The sequence below is a fragment of the Streptomyces sp. NRRL S-37 genome, assembly GCF_000721605.1.
Classification (GTDB): Bacteria; Actinomycetota; Actinomycetes; order Streptomycetales; family Streptomycetaceae; genus Streptomyces.
Genome location: NZ_JOIZ01000040.1, coordinates 16,159 through 31,803 on the forward strand (window position 1 = coordinate 16,159; position 15,645 = coordinate 31,803).

Annotated in this window: 15 protein-coding genes; 11 read left to right on the forward strand and 4 right to left on the reverse strand. The window is 72.3% G+C overall.

Annotated features, from left to right (window positions below; all coding sequences use genetic code 11):
* Positions 1–2: 2 nt before the first annotated feature.
* Positions 3–884: a hypothetical protein gene (locus IH50_RS0135605; RefSeq protein ID WP_030872209.1), complete on the reverse strand. Its 882-nt coding sequence runs from the start codon at positions 882–884 to the stop codon at positions 3–5.
* 95 nt (positions 885–979) lie between these two features.
* Here IH50_RS0135605 and IH50_RS0135610 point away from each other — a divergent pair, with 95 nt between their 5' ends.
* The 4 genes from IH50_RS0135610 to ilvD all read left to right on the forward strand — a co-directional run bounded on the left by IH50_RS0135610 (position 980) and on the right by ilvD (position 5,523).
* Positions 980–1,912 (forward strand): Ppx/GppA phosphatase family protein, encoded by a 933-nt coding sequence (locus IH50_RS0135610; RefSeq protein WP_030872212.1) that lies wholly within the window; start codon positions 980–982, stop codon positions 1,910–1,912.
* Positions 1,913–1,993: 81 nt separating this feature from the next.
* Positions 1,994–2,833 carry a sugar phosphate isomerase/epimerase family protein gene (locus tag IH50_RS0135615; RefSeq protein ID WP_030872215.1) on the forward strand — a complete coding sequence of 280 codons (840 nt, stop codon included), beginning with the start codon at positions 1,994–1,996 and terminating at the stop codon, positions 2,831–2,833.
* The gene (locus IH50_RS0135620) at positions 2,830–3,558 is read left to right on the forward strand and encodes a TetR family transcriptional regulator (protein WP_078914214.1); all 729 of its coding nucleotides are present in this window, start codon (positions 2,830–2,832) and stop codon (positions 3,556–3,558) included. The genes IH50_RS0135615 and IH50_RS0135620 overlap by 4 nt, the downstream gene beginning before the upstream one ends.
* A gap of 111 nt (positions 3,559–3,669) precedes the next feature.
* Positions 3,670–5,523, forward strand: a complete 1,854-nt coding sequence (gene ilvD / locus IH50_RS0135625; protein WP_030872222.1) for a dihydroxy-acid dehydratase — start codon at positions 3,670–3,672, stop codon at positions 5,521–5,523.
* Positions 5,524–5,704: 181 nt separating this feature from the next.
* On the opposite strand, the gene IH50_RS0135630 is transcribed toward ilvD, so the two are convergent.
* A complete protein-coding gene (locus tag IH50_RS0135630) occupies positions 5,705–7,834 on the reverse strand; it encodes a serine/threonine-protein kinase (RefSeq protein WP_030872228.1) in 2,130 nt (709 codons plus the stop codon).
* 182 nt (positions 7,835–8,016) lie between these two features.
* Between IH50_RS0135630 and IH50_RS0135635 the strand changes: the two genes are divergently transcribed.
* The 6 genes from IH50_RS0135635 (at position 8,017) to proC (ending at position 12,430) form a co-directional block, all read left to right on the forward strand.
* Positions 8,017–8,334 carry an SH3 domain-containing protein gene (locus IH50_RS0135635; RefSeq protein ID WP_030872232.1) on the forward strand — a complete coding sequence of 106 codons (318 nt, stop codon included), beginning with the start codon at positions 8,017–8,019 and terminating at the stop codon, positions 8,332–8,334.
* A 154-nt stretch (positions 8,335–8,488) separates the two neighbouring features.
* Positions 8,489–8,995 carry a hypothetical protein gene (locus IH50_RS0135640; RefSeq protein WP_030872235.1) on the forward strand — a complete coding sequence of 169 codons (507 nt, stop codon included), beginning with the start codon at positions 8,489–8,491 and terminating at the stop codon, positions 8,993–8,995.
* A 30-nt stretch (positions 8,996–9,025) separates the two neighbouring features.
* Positions 9,026–9,808 (forward strand): class I SAM-dependent methyltransferase, encoded by a 783-nt coding sequence (locus IH50_RS0135645; RefSeq protein WP_030872237.1) that lies wholly within the window; start codon positions 9,026–9,028, stop codon positions 9,806–9,808.
* A gap of 32 nt (positions 9,809–9,840) precedes the next feature.
* On the forward strand, positions 9,841–10,632 hold the full coding sequence (locus tag IH50_RS0135650) for an ABC transporter ATP-binding protein (RefSeq protein ID WP_030872241.1): 792 nt from the start codon (positions 9,841–9,843) through the stop codon (positions 10,630–10,632).
* On the forward strand, positions 10,629–11,399 hold the full coding sequence (locus IH50_RS0135655; protein ID WP_030872243.1) for an ABC transporter permease: 771 nt from the start codon (positions 10,629–10,631) through the stop codon (positions 11,397–11,399). Before IH50_RS0135650 ends, IH50_RS0135655 begins: the two co-directional genes overlap by 4 nt.
* Positions 11,400–11,617: 218 nt before the next feature.
* Positions 11,618–12,430, forward strand: a complete 813-nt coding sequence (gene proC / locus IH50_RS0135660) for a pyrroline-5-carboxylate reductase (RefSeq protein WP_030872246.1) — start codon at positions 11,618–11,620, stop codon at positions 12,428–12,430.
* Between the two features lie 48 nt (positions 12,431–12,478).
* Here the strand turns inward: proC and IH50_RS0135665 are convergent, their stop codons facing one another.
* Positions 12,479–13,063, reverse strand: coding sequence for a cysteine hydrolase family protein (locus tag IH50_RS0135665; RefSeq protein WP_030872249.1), 585 nt, complete (start codon positions 13,061–13,063; stop codon positions 12,479–12,481).
* A 75-nt stretch (positions 13,064–13,138) separates the two neighbouring features.
* Here IH50_RS0135665 and IH50_RS0135670 point away from each other — a divergent pair, with 75 nt between their 5' ends.
* The gene (locus IH50_RS0135670; protein WP_030872252.1) at positions 13,139–14,143 is read left to right on the forward strand and encodes a GlxA family transcriptional regulator; all 1,005 of its coding nucleotides are present in this window, start codon (positions 13,139–13,141) and stop codon (positions 14,141–14,143) included.
* On the opposite strand, the gene trpS is transcribed toward IH50_RS0135670, so the two are convergent.
* A complete protein-coding gene (gene trpS, locus IH50_RS0135675) occupies positions 14,074–15,108 on the reverse strand; it encodes a tryptophan--tRNA ligase (RefSeq protein ID WP_030872255.1) in 1,035 nt (344 codons plus the stop codon). The genes IH50_RS0135670 and trpS overlap by 70 nt on opposite strands.
* Between the last annotated feature and the right edge of the window lie 537 nt (positions 15,109–15,645).

A 15,645-nucleotide genomic window follows, 5' to 3' on the forward strand; every position in this document is an offset into this window, starting at 1 on the left:
CCCTAGGGGCGCCGGGCGGGGTCCGCAGGATGCGGGGCCAGCAGGGGCAGCTGCGAGGCCAGCCGTTCCTCGCACAGTTCGACCAGGCGGTCGTAGCCCGCCTTGCCCATCAGCTCGGTCAGCTCCGCGCGGTAGGAGACGTACACCGGGTCCCCGGCGCCGTGCGCCGAGGTGGCCGAGGTGCACCACCAATGCAGGTCATGGCCGCCCGGACCCCAGCCCCGGCGGTCGTACTCACCGATCGACACCTGCAGCACGCGCGTGTCGTCGGGCCGGTCGATCCAGTCGTAGGTCCGCCGGACGGGAAGCTGCCAGCACACGTCCGGCTTGGTCTCCAGCGGCTCCCGGCCCTCCTTCAGGGCGAGGATGTGCAGCGAGCAGCCCATGCCGCCCGCGAAGCCCGGCCGGTTCTGGAAGATGCACGAGCCCTGGAACGGGCGGGTCTGACGGTCGCCGTCCTCGTCCTCGGAGACCCAGCCGTTCCGCGTGCCCTCCGCGTGGTGCTGCCAGATGTCCGGAGTGAGCCTCGCCACGTGCCCGGCGACCCGCTTCTCGTCGTCCTCGTCCGAGAAGTGGGCGCCCAGGGTGCAGCAGCCGTCGTCCGCGCGGCCCGCCTGGATGCCCTGGCAGCCGCTGCCGAAGATGCAGTTCCAGCGAGAGGTCAGCCAGGTCAGGTCGCAGCGGAAGACCTGCTCGTCGTCGGCCGGGTCGGGAAACTCCACCCACGCGCGGGCGAAGTCGAGCCCCTTCTCGTCGTCCCCCGGTGCCGTTCCCGGCGCCGGGGGTGCTGTCACCCGCGAAGAACCCTCGGCCGGTCCGGCCTTCTTGTCCTTCCTGGCCTTTTTGTCCGTCTTTTCGTCCTTCGCCTTTTTCGTCTTTGGCACCCGTCCAGGGTAAGTCGCCCACGCCCCCCGCCGGGACCGGCCCGGCCGCCGCGAAGGAGGCATCACACCGCGCGGCGGGCAGTAGCGTTCCGTACATGAGACTCGGTGTCCTCGACGTGGGTTCGAACACGGTGCATCTGCTGGTGGTGGACGCGCACCCCGGCGCGCGCCCGCTGCCCGCGCACTCGCACAAGGCGGAACTGCGCCTCGCCCAACTCCTCGACGACGACGGGGCCATCGGCGCCAAGGGTGTCGACAGACTGGTCGCCGTCGTCCACGAGGCGCTCCAGGCCGCCGAGGACAAGGGCGTCGAGGAGCTGCTGCCGTTCGCGACCTCGGCGGTGCGCGACGCCCGCAACGCCGACGACGTCCTCACGCGCGTGCGCGAGGAGACCGGGGTCGAGCTGCAGGTCCTCAGCGGCGACGAGGAGGCCCGGCTCACCTTCCTCGCCGCCCGCCGCTGGTTCGGCTGGTCGGCCGGGAAACTGCTCGTCATCGACATCGGCGGCGGCTCCCTGGAGATCGCCTACGGCATGGACGAGGAGCCCGACGCCACGGCGTCCCTGCCGCTCGGCGCCGGCCGCCTCACCGCCGCGCGGCTGCCCGGCGACCCGCCCGGGCCGGACGACGTCCGCGCGCTGCGCCGCCACGTCCGTACCGAGATAGCCCGCACGGTCGGGGAGTTCAGCCGCTTCGGCGCACCCGACCACGTGGTGGCCACCTCCAAGACCTTCCGGCAGCTCGCCCGCATCGCCGGCGCCCCCGGCTCCGCCGAGGGCCTGTACGTCCAGCGCGAGCTGAAGCGGGAGTCCCTGGAGGGCTGGGTGCCGCGGCTCGCCGCCATGACCGCCGCCGAGCGCGCCGAGCTGCCCGGGGTCTCCGACGCCCGCGCGGGCCAGCTGGTCGCCGGGGCCCTGGTCGCGGAGGGCGCCATGGACCTGTTCCGCGTGGAACGCCTGGAGATCTGCCCCTGGGCCCTGCGGGAGGGCGTGATACTCCGCAGACTGGATCACCTGGGCCAGGGGTAGCGGCCCCCGGTTCATGACAAACACCACAACGGCGAACGGACACCCCGCACCCACCCGGCCCCACCCCGTAACCTGAGGCTCGTGGCAGAAGCAAGGGACGTAGTCCGCATCCCGGATGCGAAGGTCGCCCTGTCGACGGCCTCCGTCTACCCGGAGTCGACGGCGACGGCCTTCGAGATCGCCGCGCGCCTCGGATACGACGGCGTCGAGGTCATGGTGTGGACCGACCCGGTCAGCCAGGACATCGAGGCCCTGCGCAGACTCAGCGACTACCACCGCATCCCCATTCTGGCCGTCCACGCGCCCTGCCTGCTCATCACGCAGCGCGTGTGGTCCACCGACCCCTGGACCAAGCTCCAGCGCGCACGGGCCGCCGCCGAGAAGCTCGGCGCCGGCACGGTGGTCGTCCATCCACCCTTCCGCTGGCAGCGGCAGTACGCCCGCGACTTCGTGGAGGGCGTCTGGCGGATGGCCGGCGAGACGGACGTGCGGTTCGCGGTGGAGAACATGTACCCCTGGCGCTACCGCGACCGCGAGATGCTCGCGTACGCCCCCGACTGGGACGTCACCAAAGAGGACTACCGCCACTTCACGATCGACCTCAGCCACGCCTCGACCGCCCGCACCGACGCCCTGCAGATGATCGACCGCATGGGCGACCGCCTCGGCCACGTCCACCTCGCCGACGGCCGGGGCTCCGCCAAGGACGAGCACCTGGTGCCCGGCCGCGGCGACCAGCCCTGCGCCGAGGTGCTGGAGGGTCTCGCGTCGCGCGGCTTCGACGGCCATGTCGTCATCGAGGTCAACACCCGCCGGGCCATGTCGGGCGCGGAGCGCGAGGCCGACCTGGCCGAGGCACTGGCGTTCACCCGCCGGCACCTGTCCTCCGCCGCCTCCGCCGTCGAGGTGCCACGGCGATGACCGGCCGCACCGCGGGCGACGGCCCGGACGTCTCCGCGCGGGACGACGACACCGCGCGGGACGCCGCCTCCGCGCGGAGCGACGACGGTACCTCCGCGCGGAGCAACGGCACCCTCACGCGGGGCGACGGCCCCCCTCGGCGCCGAGGCCGTCCGCCCCGTACGGAATCGGCCGGCACCCGGGACCGCATCCTCGACGCGGCCCGCGAGGAGTTCTCCGCGCGGGGATACGAGAAGACCTCCGTCCGGGGCATCGCCAAGTCGGCCGGGGTCGACCCCGCGCTGGTGCACCACTACTTCGGCACCAAGGAGCAGGTGTTCGAGGCCGCCGTGGAGGTCGCCTTCGCGCCGGCGTTCACCGTGCGGGACACGCTCCTCGACGGTCCCGTCGAGGAGGCCGGCGAGCGGATGACCCGCATGATCATCAGCCTCTGGGAGAGCCCGGTCACCCGGGCCCCGCTGCTCGCGATCGTCCGCTCCGCCGTGAACAACGAGATCGCGGCCGGTGTCTTCCGCCGCCTGATCGCCGGCCAGCTGCTGCGCCGGGTCGCCGGCCGGCTCGACGTCCCCGACGCGGAGCTGCGCGTCGAGCTCGCCGCCGCGCAGCTGGTCGGGATCGCGATGATCCGGTACGTGATCAAGGTGGATCCGCTGGCCTCGGCGGACGCCGAGCAGATCGTCGAGCGGGTGGCACCGGTGGTGCAGGGGCACCTCACCGGGCGCTGACACCCCTCCGGAGCGAGACACCCGTCCCGGAATCCGGACACCTCGTCCCGCCCTCTGGATGACCGGCGTACGCTCGACGACAGTCATAACTCTCCGAAGGAGCGAGCGACGATGCCCGAGCTGAGGTCCCGCACAGTCACCCACGGCCGCAACATGGCGGGCGCCCGCGCCCTTATGCGCGCCTCCGGTGTACCGGGTGCGGACATCGGCCGCAAGCCGATCATCGCGGTCGCCAACAGCTTCACGGAGTTCGTCCCCGGCCACACCCACCTGGCCCCGGTCGGCCGGATCGTCAGCGAGGCGGTCACCGCGGCCGGCGGCATCCCGCGCGAGTTCAACACCATCGCCGTCGACGACGGCATCGCGATGGGCCACGGCGGCATGCTGTACTCCCTGCCCTCCCGCGACCTGATCGCGGACAGCGTGGAGTACATGGTGGAGGCGCACCGCGCGGACGCCCTGATCTGCATCTCCAACTGCGACAAGATCACCCCGGGCATGCTCAACGCGGCCCTGCGGCTGAACATCCCCACGGTCTTCGTCTCCGGCGGCCCGATGGAGTCCGGCCGCGCCACCCTGGTCGACGGCACGGTGCGCACGCTGGACCTGGTCGACGCGATGTCGGAGGCGGTCAACGAGAAGATCTCCGATGCGGACATCCTCCGCATCGAGGAGAACGCCTGCCCGACCTGCGGCTCCTGTTCCGGCATGTTCACCGCCAACTCGATGAACTGCCTCACCGAGGCGATCGGCCTCTCCCTCCCCGGCAACGGCTCGGTCCTCGCCACCCACACCGCCCGCAAGGCGCTCTACGAGAACGCCGCCCGCACGGTCCTGGACCTGACCCGCCGCTACTACGAGCAGGACGACGACTCGGTCCTGCCCCGCAGCATCGCCACCCCCGCCGCCTTCGAGAACGCCATGGCGCTCGACATCGCCATGGGCGGCTCCACCAACACGATCCTGCACCTGCTGGCCGCCGCCCAGGAGGCGGAGGTCCCCTACGGCCTCACCGAGATGGACGCCCTCTCGCGCCGCGTCCCCTGCCTGGCCAAGGTCGCGCCCAACGTCGCCAAGGACCGCACGTACTACATGGAGGACGTGCACCGCGCGGGAGGCATCCCCGCCCTCCTCGGCGAGCTGCACCGCGCGGGCCTGCTCAACGAGGACGTCCACTCCGTCCACAGCCCGTCCCTGGCCGACTGGCTGAAGACCTGGGACATCCGCGGCGGCTCCCCGTCGCAGGAGGCCGTGGAACTGTGGCACGCGGCCCCCGGCTGCGTCCGCTCCGCCGAGGCCTTCTCCCAGTCCGAGCGCTGGGAGACCCTCGACGAGGACGCCGAGGGCGGCTGCATCCGCTCCGTCGAGCACGCGTACTCCGAGGACGGCGGCCTGGCGGTGCTGCGCGGCAACCTCGCCGTCGACGGCTGTGTGGTGAAGACGGCCGGCGTCGACGAGTCCATCTGGACCTTCGAGGGCCCGGCGGTCGTCTGCGAGTCGCAGGAGGAGGCCGTCGAGAAGATCCTCACCCAGCAGGTCAAGGAGGGCGACGTCGTCGTCATCCGCTACGAGGGCCCCAAGGGCGGCCCCGGCATGCAGGAGATGCTCTACCCGACGTCGTACCTGAAGGGCCGCGGCCTCGGAAAGGCCTGCGCCCTGATCACCGACGGCCGTTTCTCCGGCGGCACGTCCGGCCTGTCCATCGGCCACGCCTCCCCGGAGGCGGCCTCGGGCGGCACCATCGCCCTGGTCGAGGACGGCGACCGCATCCGCATCGACATCCCGAACCGCTCGATCGAGCTGCTGGTCGACGAGGCGGAACTGACCCGCCGCGAGCAGGCCCTGAACGGCCGGTACGCCCCGAAGAACCGCGACCGCAAGGTCTCCGCCGCCCTGAAGGCGTACGCGGCGATGGCCACCAGCGCGGACAAGGGCGCGGTGCGCGACGTGAGCAAGCTGGGCTGAGCCCCACCGGGCCGTGAGCAGAGCAGGGCCGCTTCCGCACCGCGGGGGCGGCCCTCGCCGTCGGCGGGGCGCCGGGACCCCACCCGCCCACGGCGAACACGGTCCCGGCGGGCACGGACGGGCCATCCGCGTCCGGCGTTCCCTGTGCCGGCCCCCGTTCCCAGTCAGCCGGCCGCCCGGTTCACCAGTCGGCCGGGTCGTCCCCCGACACGCCGAACACGGTCCCGTCGGGCGCGCCGGCGTAGACGTGACCGTCCGCGAGCACCGGCGTGGGCAGCGAGTCGGGGACCCGGTCGGCTTCGGCGCCGAGCCGCGGCCGGGTCTGCCCGAGGAGTTCCCCCGTGCGGGCGTCGACGCCCAGCAGCCGCCCGTCGGGGGCGGTGACGTACACGTGCCGTCCGTCGGAGACGGGCTCCGAGCCCCGGCTCACGCCCGTCTCCAGCCGCCACCGCTGCCTGCCCGCCGCCATGTCGACGGCCGCCAGCGAGCCGCCCGCGCCCATGAGGTACACGGTGTCCCCGTGCACGCCGACCTCCGCCTGCGCGACGGGCACGGGCAGTGTCACCCGGTGGGTTTCCCCGGTGCCGGGCGTGTAGCGGAGCACGGCCTTCGCGTCCCCGTAGGCGGCGCCCTCGACGATGAGGTACACGGCCCCGTCCGCCGCTCCCACCGGCGTCAGCGTCCCCTCCAGTTCCGCGTCCCACCGCACGTCACCCGTCGCCGGATCCACCGAGGTGACCCGGGTCCTGTTCCCGTCCCCGGACGGACTCGCCGCGTACGCCGACGATCCGCCCGCCCCGCCCGTCTCCTCCGGCTCCACGGCGAACGAGGAGAAGTACGGCACGGCCTGCCCCGGAATCCGGTGGGACCACCTGGTCTCGCCGGAGGCACTGTCCACGCCCGTGACCGTCCCGTCGGAGCGGGTCAGCAGGAGCATGTCGCCGACCGCCCGCACCCCGTCGTACTCGGGCGGGTCCTCCTGCCACACCGGCTCGCCCGTGGCCGGATCGAGCGCCTCCAGGACGCCGACCAGGTCGAGGGAGGGCTGGACGAGGCCGCCCGACAGGACCGGCGGTTCGCTCCGCGTCGTCCCGTCGACGTCGTGCCGCCACAAGGTGCGGCCGTCGGCCGGATCGAGGGCGAAGACCCGGCCGGGCAACGCGCAGAGCAGTTTCTCCGCCCCGTACGAGCACTGGGGCATGCCGCCGGCCTCCGGGGCGGGCACCGCCTTCCACACGCCGAAGCCGCCCGATGCGCTCCGCGCGGTGGTGGTCTTCCGCTCCGGTTCCGCGCCGCCGAGCACCTGCACCGAGGCGAGCCCGCCGAGCACGGCGAGGCAGAGCACCCCGGCCACCAGGACCGTCCTCCTGCCGAGGCGCCGCGCGGGCCGCTTCGCGGGCGCGTCCGCCAGGGACTCCGGCTCGGCCTCCTCCGGCGCCTCCCGCGTCCGCTGCGCCGGTACGAACACCTGCGTGTCGTACGCCGCCGACACCGACCGCAGCTCCCGCATCAGCTCGTCCGGCGTGGGCCGGTCGTCAGGCTCCTTGGCGAGACACCGCAGCACCAGCGGCGCGAGCGACTCCGGTACGCCGGTCAGGTCGGGCTCGTCGTGCACGACCTGGTAGGCGACGACGTACGGGCTGTCGGAGTCGAACGGACCACGCCCCGTCGTCGCGTGCACCATGAGCGACCCGAGCGCGAACACGTCGGCCGCGGGGCCCACCTCCCGGGGCCGCCGGAACTGCTCGGGCGCCATGAACGGCGGCGTGCCGATCAACTTCCCGGTTTCCGTGCGCAGTTCGCTGTCCTTCGGCCGGGAGATGCCGAAGTCGATGACCTTCGGCCCGTCCTCGGCGAGCAGCACGTTGCTCGGCTTCAGATCCCGGTGCACGACCCCGACCCGGTGGATGTCGCGCAGCGCCTCCGCGAGCCCGGCCATCAGCCGACGCGACTGGTCCGGGTCCATGGGCCCGTTCCGTTTCACTTCCTCGGAGAGCGTCGGACCCGGGATGTACAGGGTGGCCATCCACGGCCGCCCGCCCTCCGGATCGGCGTCGACGACCGGCGCCGTGAAGGCTCCGCTCACCCGCCGCGCCGCGGCCACCTCCTGCCGGAACCGCCCTCTGAACTCGGGATCCATGGCGTACCGGGCGTGTACGACCTTCACCGCGACCCGCATCCCGGAGGTGCTCCGGGCCAGATGCACGACCCCCATGCCGCCCGAGCCCAGACAGGATTCCAGACGATAGTGACCGGCGTATTCCGGAAGTTCCGCTTCCGCGCTCGCTCCGGCGTTCCGCTGCGACGCCATGGAACCACCCCCGTGTTGTTCTTCCGCGCGCGCGATGCTCGGAGCCTAGTCGATGGCGGCTGGGGGACCGAGGCGGCGTGCCGTCCTCACGCGCGAATGACGAACTGGTGTTTCATGATGGGTTCCAGGGGAATCAACGTGACCCCACGACAGTCGTGGGGCGCAACGGGGGAGGTTTTCTCATGTCTGTCGACCAGACCCGGGACATCGCGGGCGGGGACGAGAAGGCGACGGTGACGGCGGCCACGGCCGTACGCTCCTACCCGGTCGCTCCGGGCTACCGGCTCAACGTCCGCAGCGGCCCCGGCACCCACTACTCCGTCGTCCGGGTCCTGCCCGAGGGCGCCGAGGTCCGGATCAGCTGCCAGGCACCGGGCACCCGGGTGTCGGGCCCGTACGGCACCTCCAACATCTGGGACAACATCGGCAGCGGCCAGTACGTCTCCGACGCGTACATCCGCACCGGCAGCGACGGGTACGTGGCTCCCCGCTGCCAGTGACGTCCCTTCGAAGAGATCCGCTGAACCGGCACCGACCGTGCCCTGGGACTCCGCCCGGAACCCCAGGGCACGGTCGTGCACGACCGGCCCGCGGCGGGGACCGACGGGGGAGGGGGCCCACGTGCGCACCCGGAGGAGGAGTCACAATCGACCCGTGAGCGCAGCAGAGAACGACCCGAACGGCACCCCGGCCACCCCCGCAGGCCCCCGGCCCGAGCCCATCCGCTTCTTCGGTACGACCTGGGTCGACCACTCCGGCGGCTACACCGCCCGCCGCGTCGGCGTCGCGGCCGGCTCCCTCGCCGCCGCGGCGGCCGCCTGCCTCGTGCTCCGCATCGCCTACGACGGGCTCCGCATCGCCGACGTCGGCAGCTTCGTCTCCCTCCTCATGATCGTGATGTTCGCGATCTGCAGCTCGCTCGCCTTCCGCCACACCTGGTCCGCCTTCACCACCCGCCCCGACCCCGACCGCCAGGCCTCCCTGCGCGGCCTGCTGGCCATCGGCTTCGTCGGCTCCCTCCTCGCCTATTTCCTCCGCACCTTCACCGAAGCCCCGGGCGAGAAGCTCCACCGCGCGGAGTACGACAAGGCCCGCGCGGAGTACGAGAAGCGCACCACCCGCCGCTCGGGCAACCCGTCGAAGAAGCGCCGCCGCTCCTGACCTCACCGGAAACCCGGCCACCATGGCCGTATGACGCCATCCAGGACCGACCGCCTCACCCGAGCCCACTCCTTCAACGCCGCCGCCGCCCGGTACGCCGCCAACCGCCCCTCCTACCCTCCCGCCCTCTTCGACACGATCGAGGAGCTGACCGGCCGCCCCCTGGCCGGCTCCCGGGTCGTGGACGTCGGCGCCGGTACGGGCATGGCGACCGCCCGTCTGCACGCGCGCGGCGCCGACGTGATCGCCGTCGAGCCCGGTGACGGCATGGCGGCCGAGTTCCGCCGCACCCTCCCGGACGTGCCGCTCGTCCGGGGCGACGGCAACGCCCTCCCCCTCGCCGGCCACAGCGCCGACCTCCTCACCTACGCCCAGGCCTGGCACTGGACCGACCCCGCCCGCGCCGTCCCGGAGGCGGTACGGGTCCTGCGGCCGGGCGGGGCGCTCGCCCTGTGGTGGAACACCGACGCGCTCGACGTGCCCTGGATCGCCGAGGAAGCCGAACGCACCGCACGCCACTTCGGCGTGAACCCCGCCGCCGAGCGGCGCGACACCGACGCCCGAGCCGTCGACCCCACCGGTCTCCTGCGCTTCACCCGCCGGGAGATCCGCTGGAGCCGCCGCGTCCCGATCGACACCCACCTGGCCAACCTCGCCAGCCACTCGGTCCTCCTCGTCCACGCCGACCGTGCCGCCGCCTTCCTCGCCGAGCAGCGCGAGCACCTCACCGCCGCCTTCCCGGACGGCGCCGTCGAGGAGACCTACGTCGTCGTCCTCCTCCTCGCCACCGCGCCACCGACCCCGACGGCTTGACGCCTCCCGACCCCGGGAGGAGTATTCATCACATGATGAATTACTCCTCCCGTCCACCGGAGGAACCGGCCGTCCACGCCCAGGACCTCACCGTCGTCCGAGGCACCCGCACCGTCCTGCGCGGCCTCGACTTCACCGTCCCGCGCGGCCAGATCACCGGCCTCCTCGGCCCCTCCGGCTGCGGCAAGTCGACCCTGATGCGGGCCGTCGTCGGCACCCAGGCCAAGGTCACCGGCACCCTGGACGTCCTCGGCCACCCCGCCGGCCACCCCACCCTGCGCACCCGCGTCGGCTACGTCACCCAGGCCCCGTCCGTCTACGACGACCTGACCGTCCGCCAGAACCTCGACTACTTCGCCGCGATCCTCGACCCCGGCCGGGCGGCCGCCGACCGCCGCCACGCGAACGTCACCCGCGCGATCGCCGACGTCGACCTCACCACCCACGCCGACGCCCTCGCCGGCAACCTCTCCGGCGGCCAGCGCAGCCGCGTCTCCCTCGCCGTGGCCCTTCTCGGCACCCCCGAACTCCTCGTCCTCGACGAACCCACCGTCGGCCTCGACCCCGTCCTCCGCCGCGACCTGTGGCAGCTCTTCCACACCCTCGCCACCGAACGCGGCGCCACCCTCCTGATCTCCTCCCACGTCATGGACGAGGCCGAGCGCTGCCACCGCCTCCTGCTCATGCGCGCGGGCGGGATCCTCGCCGACGACACCCCCGCCGCCCTGCGCACCCGCACCGGCTCCGACACCGTCGAGGCGGCCTTCCTCCACCTGGTCGACGAGGCGACCGCGGCAGGCCGCACCAAGGAGACGACCCGATGAGCACGACCACCCCCGCCCCGGCGCGCGCCCTCAACGCCTCCCGCACCACCGCCACCGCCGCCCGGGTCCTGCGCCAGCTCCGCCACGACCCGCGCACCATCGCGCTGCTGCTCCTCATCCCCTGCGTGATGCTGTTCCTGCTCCGCTACGTCTTCGACGGCAGCGCACGCACCTTCGACGGCATCGGCGCGTCACTCCTCGGCATCTTCCCGCTGATCACGATGTTCCTGGTCACTTCGATCGCCACCCTGCGCGAACGCACCTCCGGCACCCTCGAACGCCTCCTCGCCCTGCCCCTGGGCAAAGGTGACCTGATCGCCGGCTACGCCCTCGCCTTCGGCGCCCTCGCGATCGTCCAGTCCGCCCTCGCCACGGGCCTCGCCGTCTGGTTCCTCGGCCTCGACGTCACCGGCAACCCCTGGCTGCTCCTCCTGGTCGCCCTGCTCGACGCCCTCCTCGGCACGGCCCTCGGCCTCTTCGTCTCGGCCTTCGCGGCCTCCGAGTTCCAGGCGGTCCAGTTCATGCCGGCGGTGATCTTCCCCCAGCTCCTCCTCTGCGGCCTCTTCACCCCGCGCGAGAACATGCACCCGGCCCTGGAGGCCCTCTCCGACGTCCTCCCCATGTCCTACGCCGTCGACGGCATGAACGAGGTCCTGAAGCACACCGACATGACCGCGGCCTTCGTCCGCGACACGGCGATCGTCGCGGGCTGCGCCCTGCTGGTCCTGACCCTGGGCGCGGCCACCTTGAAACGCCGGACGGTGTAAATCAGCCCGTCCGGCGTTTGAGGACGAGGCCCGTCCAGGGCCGAAGGGGGGTCCGGGGGCACAGCCCCCGGGGACGGGACGGGAAGGGGCGGCGGGGGCGAAAAACTCACGACGGCACCCCACCACCGACATCCCGCCCACCGGACACCCCACCCCCACCCGCCCCCGGGATGCAAGGATGACGAGGGACGACCCACCCCCGGAGGGCACCAACCACCATGACCCAGAAAGTCGCAGTCCTCGGCACAGGAAAAATCGGCGAAGCCCTGCTCAGCGGAGTGATCCGCGCCGGCTGGGCCCCCACCGACCTCCTCGTCACCACCCGCCGCCAGGAACGAGCCGACGAACTCCGCACCCGCTACGGAGTCACCCCGGTCTCCAACCAGGAAGCCGCCAAGACCGCCGACACCCTGATCCTCACGGTCAAACCGCAGGACATGGGCACCCTCCTCGACGAACTCGCCCCCCACGTCCCCGCCGACCGCCTGGTCATCAGCGGCGCGGCCGGCATCCCCACCGCCTTCTTCGAGGACCGCCTCGCCGCCGGCACCCCGGTCGTCCGCGTCATGACCAACACCCCCGCCCTCGTCGACGAGGCCATGTCGGTCATCTCCGCCGGAAGCCACGCCACCGCCGACCACCTCGCCCACGCCGAGGAGATCTTCGGCGCCGTCGGCAAGACCCTCCGCGTCCCCGAGTCCCAGCAGGACGCCTGCACCGCCCTCTCCGGCTCCGGCCCGGCGTACTTCTTCTACCTGGTCGAGGCCATGACCGACGCCGGCATCCTGCTCGGCCTGCCCCGCGACAAGGCCCACGACCTGATCGTGCAGTCCGCGATCGGCGCCGCGACGATGCTCCGCGACAGCGGCGAACACCCGGTGAAGCTCCGCGAGAACGTGACCTCCCCCGCCGGCACCACCATCAACGCCATCCGCGAACTCGAGAACCACGGCGTACGGGCCGCCCTCATCGCCGCCCTCGAAGCCGCCCGCGACCGCAGCCGCGAACTCGCGAGCGGCACCAAGGACTGACGACCAGGGCCAAGGACCGACGCGCGAAGTGATCTCCCGCGCGGGGGATCACTTCGCCGCGGTCAGGACGTCCTCCGTCGTCACCACCGTCGCGAACCCACCCCCGTGCAGCGACACCGCCGACGCCCGCGCCAGCTCGTCCGCGCTCTGCCGCCAGCCGAAGGGCCCCTCCAGGTCGAAGGTGTACGTCGCGTCGAACGCGACCACCACCTCGTACCCGAGGTTCCCGCCCATCCGCGCCGTCGTCTCGACGCACATGTTCGTCTGGATCCCGGCCAGCACGATCTGCGAGATCCCCGCCTCCCGGAGCCAGGCGCCCAGGTCGGGCGTCCCGAGGAACGCCGAGTTCACACTCTTGGTGACCAGCAGCTCGGCCCCGCTTCCCTTCCCGCGCCGCCGCTCCACGTACTCCTTGAACCCGTTCCCCTCGTACCCGGCCCGCAACGGCGACCCGGGCTTGACCGAGTCGTGCCGCACGAAGACGACCGGCCGACCGGTCGACTGCCATACGTCGACGAGGGCGGCGATGTTGTCGTCCGCGGCCGGGTTGTTCCGCGGCCCCCAGAAGTCGACCTCCTCGAAGCCCTTCTGCACGTCCACGACCACCAGTGCTGCGTTCTGCGCGATGTCCATGCCCACGATCGTGCCGCCCGGCAGCACCGGCTCCCAGAGGTCCGAAAGTCAGCGATCGATGGTTTACTGCCACCCATGGCAGCCCCCTACCGTGTGGCCCTGGTCGCCTTCCCCGGCATCCGCGCCTTCGACGTCTCCGTCATCACCGAGGTCTGGGGCCCCGACCGCACCGACCGCGGCGCCCCCGCCTTCGACCTGCACCGCACCGCCACCGACACCACCCCCGTCCCCATGCGCGGCGGCCTCACCCTCCTCCCCGACCGCCCCCTCACCTGGCTGACCGACGCCGACCTGATCGTCGTCCCCGGCCTCGACGACCACCTCACCCCCGCACCACCCCCGGTCCTCGACGCCCTCCGCCACGCCCACGCACGCGGCACCACCATCGCCGCCCTCTGCGGCGGCGCCTTCACCCTCGCCCAGGCCGGACTCCTCGACGGCCGCCGCGCCATCACCCACTGGAACCTGATCGACCTCTTCCGCGCGCACCACCCCCACGTCACCGTGGTCCCCGACGCCCTGTTCATCGAGGACGGCAACATCTGGACCGCGGCCGGAACCGCCGCCGGCATCGACCTCTGCCTCCACCTGATCCGCCTCGCCCACGGAGCCGAGGCCGCCGCCACCATCGCCCGCTCCATGGTCACGGCCCCCTTCCGCACCGGCACCCAGGCACAGTTCATCGAGCACCCCACCCCGCGCGCCGACCGCGACGCCGACGCCCTCGCCGCCGTACGCGAGCACGCCCTGCGCCACCTCCACGAACCGCTCACGGTCACCGACCTGGCCGCCCACGCCGGCATGTCCCCGCGCACCTTCGCCCGCCACTTCACCGCGGCCACCGGCACCACCCCGCTGCGCTGGCTCCTCGACCAGCGCATCGCCGCGGCCCAGCGCCTCCTGGAGCGCACCGACCTCCCCATGCCCGAGGTCGCCCGCCGCGCGGGCTTCGGCAGCGAGGTCACCATGCGGCAGCACTTCGCATCGCGCCTCGCCACCAGCCCCCGCGCCTACCGGGCCGCGTTCAGCACGGGCGCCCCGGTGTCCGAGCCCGCCGGCAACAAGCCGATCGCCCGGTAAGCGGCATCAACGGTCGGCCGGGCCATGCCCCGCGCCCGCTCCGCACCGTCCCGCAGCACCCCCTCCACATAACCGGGATCCGCGCACAACTCCTGGTGCCTCTCCCGCACGGGCCTCAGCACCTCGACCACGGCCTCCGCCGCATCCCTCTTCAAAGCGCCGTACGACTCGTACACACCGGCCAACGCCTCCGGGTCCCCGCCCGAGCACGCGGCGAGGATCTCCAGCAAGTTCGCCACCCCCGGCCGCGCCTCCCTGTCGTACACGACGTCCCGCCCACTGTCGGTCACCGCCCGCATGACCTTCTTCCGCGCCACGTCCGGCTCGTCCAGCAGATAGACGATCCCCGGCCCCGTGTCGTCGCTCTTGCCCATCTTCGACAGGGGGTCCTGCAGATTCATCACCCGCGCCGCCACTGACGGATTCGTCGCCCGCGGCACCACGAACATGTACCCGTACCGCTGGTTGAACCGCACCGCGAGATCCCGCGCCAGCTCCACGTGCTGCGTCTGGTCGTGCCCGACCGGCACCTCGTCCGTCCCGTACGCCAGGATGTCGGCCGCCATCAGCACCGGATACGTCAGCAGCGACAGCCGCACGCTCCCACCCCGCCGCTGCTCCCGCGCGGCCTTCTCCTTGTACTGGATCATCCGCCGCATCTCGCCGTCCGTGGCCACGCACTCCAGCAGATACGACAGCCGCGCGTGCTCGTCCACGTGGCTCTGCACGAACACCGTGCACAGCGCGGGGTCCAGCCCGGACGCCAGCAGCAGCGTCGCCGCCTGCCGGCTCAGCCTGCGCACCCGCGCGGGATCGTGGTGCACGGTCAGCGCGTGCAGATCGACGACGCAGAACAGCGCGTCCGCCTGGTGCTGGTCGACCGCGGCCCACTGCCGCATGGCTCCCAGGTAGTTCCCCAGCGTCAGGTGCCCGGTCGGCTTGATCCCACTGAAGACCCGTGTCATCTCTTCTCTTCTCCGTCTCAGGTCCGGGGCCGCCGTCCCCGGCCGGCCGACCCTCGGAGTCCTGGAGGGAGAAACAGAAACGGCCGCCGAGGCGGCGGCCGTCGAGTGCGCACGTAGGGGGCGGCCGCCGTCAGGCGGCCCACCAGAACTGGTTGTACGTACGCGTCGTCATGCGGACCAGAGTACGCCCGGAGGGTAGGACGAGGCAGCGAGTTGACACACCCGGGCCGGATCCGTACTGTTCTCCGAGTTGTCCGACGTGAGCGCCGACTCCGGTCGGTCCCCGGACAGCCATTCCGCAAGTACCACCACTGTTCGAGACAGCAGTCTGTCTGCTGTCGCGTCCTTGCGTGCGTATTCGTGAAATGAGGAATCCGCGCCCGAAAGGGAGCAGATCCCCGATTAGGTCGGGGAACGGGAATCCGCTAAAGTCTCACTCGTCGGAACGGCCCAACGGCCGGGAAGACAACCCGCTCTGACCGGGAATCAGGCCCGAAAGGATCTGATAGAGTCGGAACCGCCGGAAAGGGAAACGCG

Excerpts from the sequence above, each read along its gene's own strand:
- IH50_RS0135610 (WP_030872212.1), top strand. The coding sequence starts at position 980 with ATGAGACTCGGTGTCCTCGACGTGGGTTCGAACACGGTGCATCTGCTG.
- IH50_RS0135620 (WP_078914214.1), top strand. The coding sequence starts at position 2,830 with ATGACCGGCCGCACCGCGGGCGACGGCCCGGACGTCTCCGCGCGGGAC.
- ilvD (WP_030872222.1), top strand. The coding sequence starts at position 3,670 with ATGCCCGAGCTGAGGTCCCGCACAGTCACCCACGGCCGCAACATGGCG.
- IH50_RS0135630 (WP_030872228.1), bottom strand. The coding sequence starts at position 7,834 with ATGGCGTCGCAGCGGAACGCCGGAGCGAGCGCGGAAGCGGAACTTCCG.
- IH50_RS0135635 (WP_030872232.1), top strand. The coding sequence starts at position 8,017 with ATGTCTGTCGACCAGACCCGGGACATCGCGGGCGGGGACGAGAAGGCG.
- IH50_RS0135645 (WP_030872237.1), top strand. The coding sequence starts at position 9,026 with ATGACGCCATCCAGGACCGACCGCCTCACCCGAGCCCACTCCTTCAAC.
- IH50_RS0135650 (WP_030872241.1), top strand. The coding sequence starts at position 9,841 with ATGATGAATTACTCCTCCCGTCCACCGGAGGAACCGGCCGTCCACGCC.
- IH50_RS0135655 (WP_030872243.1), top strand. The coding sequence starts at position 10,629 with ATGAGCACGACCACCCCCGCCCCGGCGCGCGCCCTCAACGCCTCCCGC.
- proC (WP_030872246.1), top strand. The coding sequence starts at position 11,618 with ATGACCCAGAAAGTCGCAGTCCTCGGCACAGGAAAAATCGGCGAAGCC.
- IH50_RS0135665 (WP_030872249.1), bottom strand. The coding sequence starts at position 13,063 with ATGGACATCGCGCAGAACGCAGCACTGGTGGTCGTGGACGTGCAGAAG.
- IH50_RS0135670 (WP_030872252.1), top strand. The coding sequence starts at position 13,139 with ATGGCAGCCCCCTACCGTGTGGCCCTGGTCGCCTTCCCCGGCATCCGC.
- trpS (WP_030872255.1), bottom strand. The coding sequence starts at position 15,108 with ATGACACGGGTCTTCAGTGGGATCAAGCCGACCGGGCACCTGACGCTG.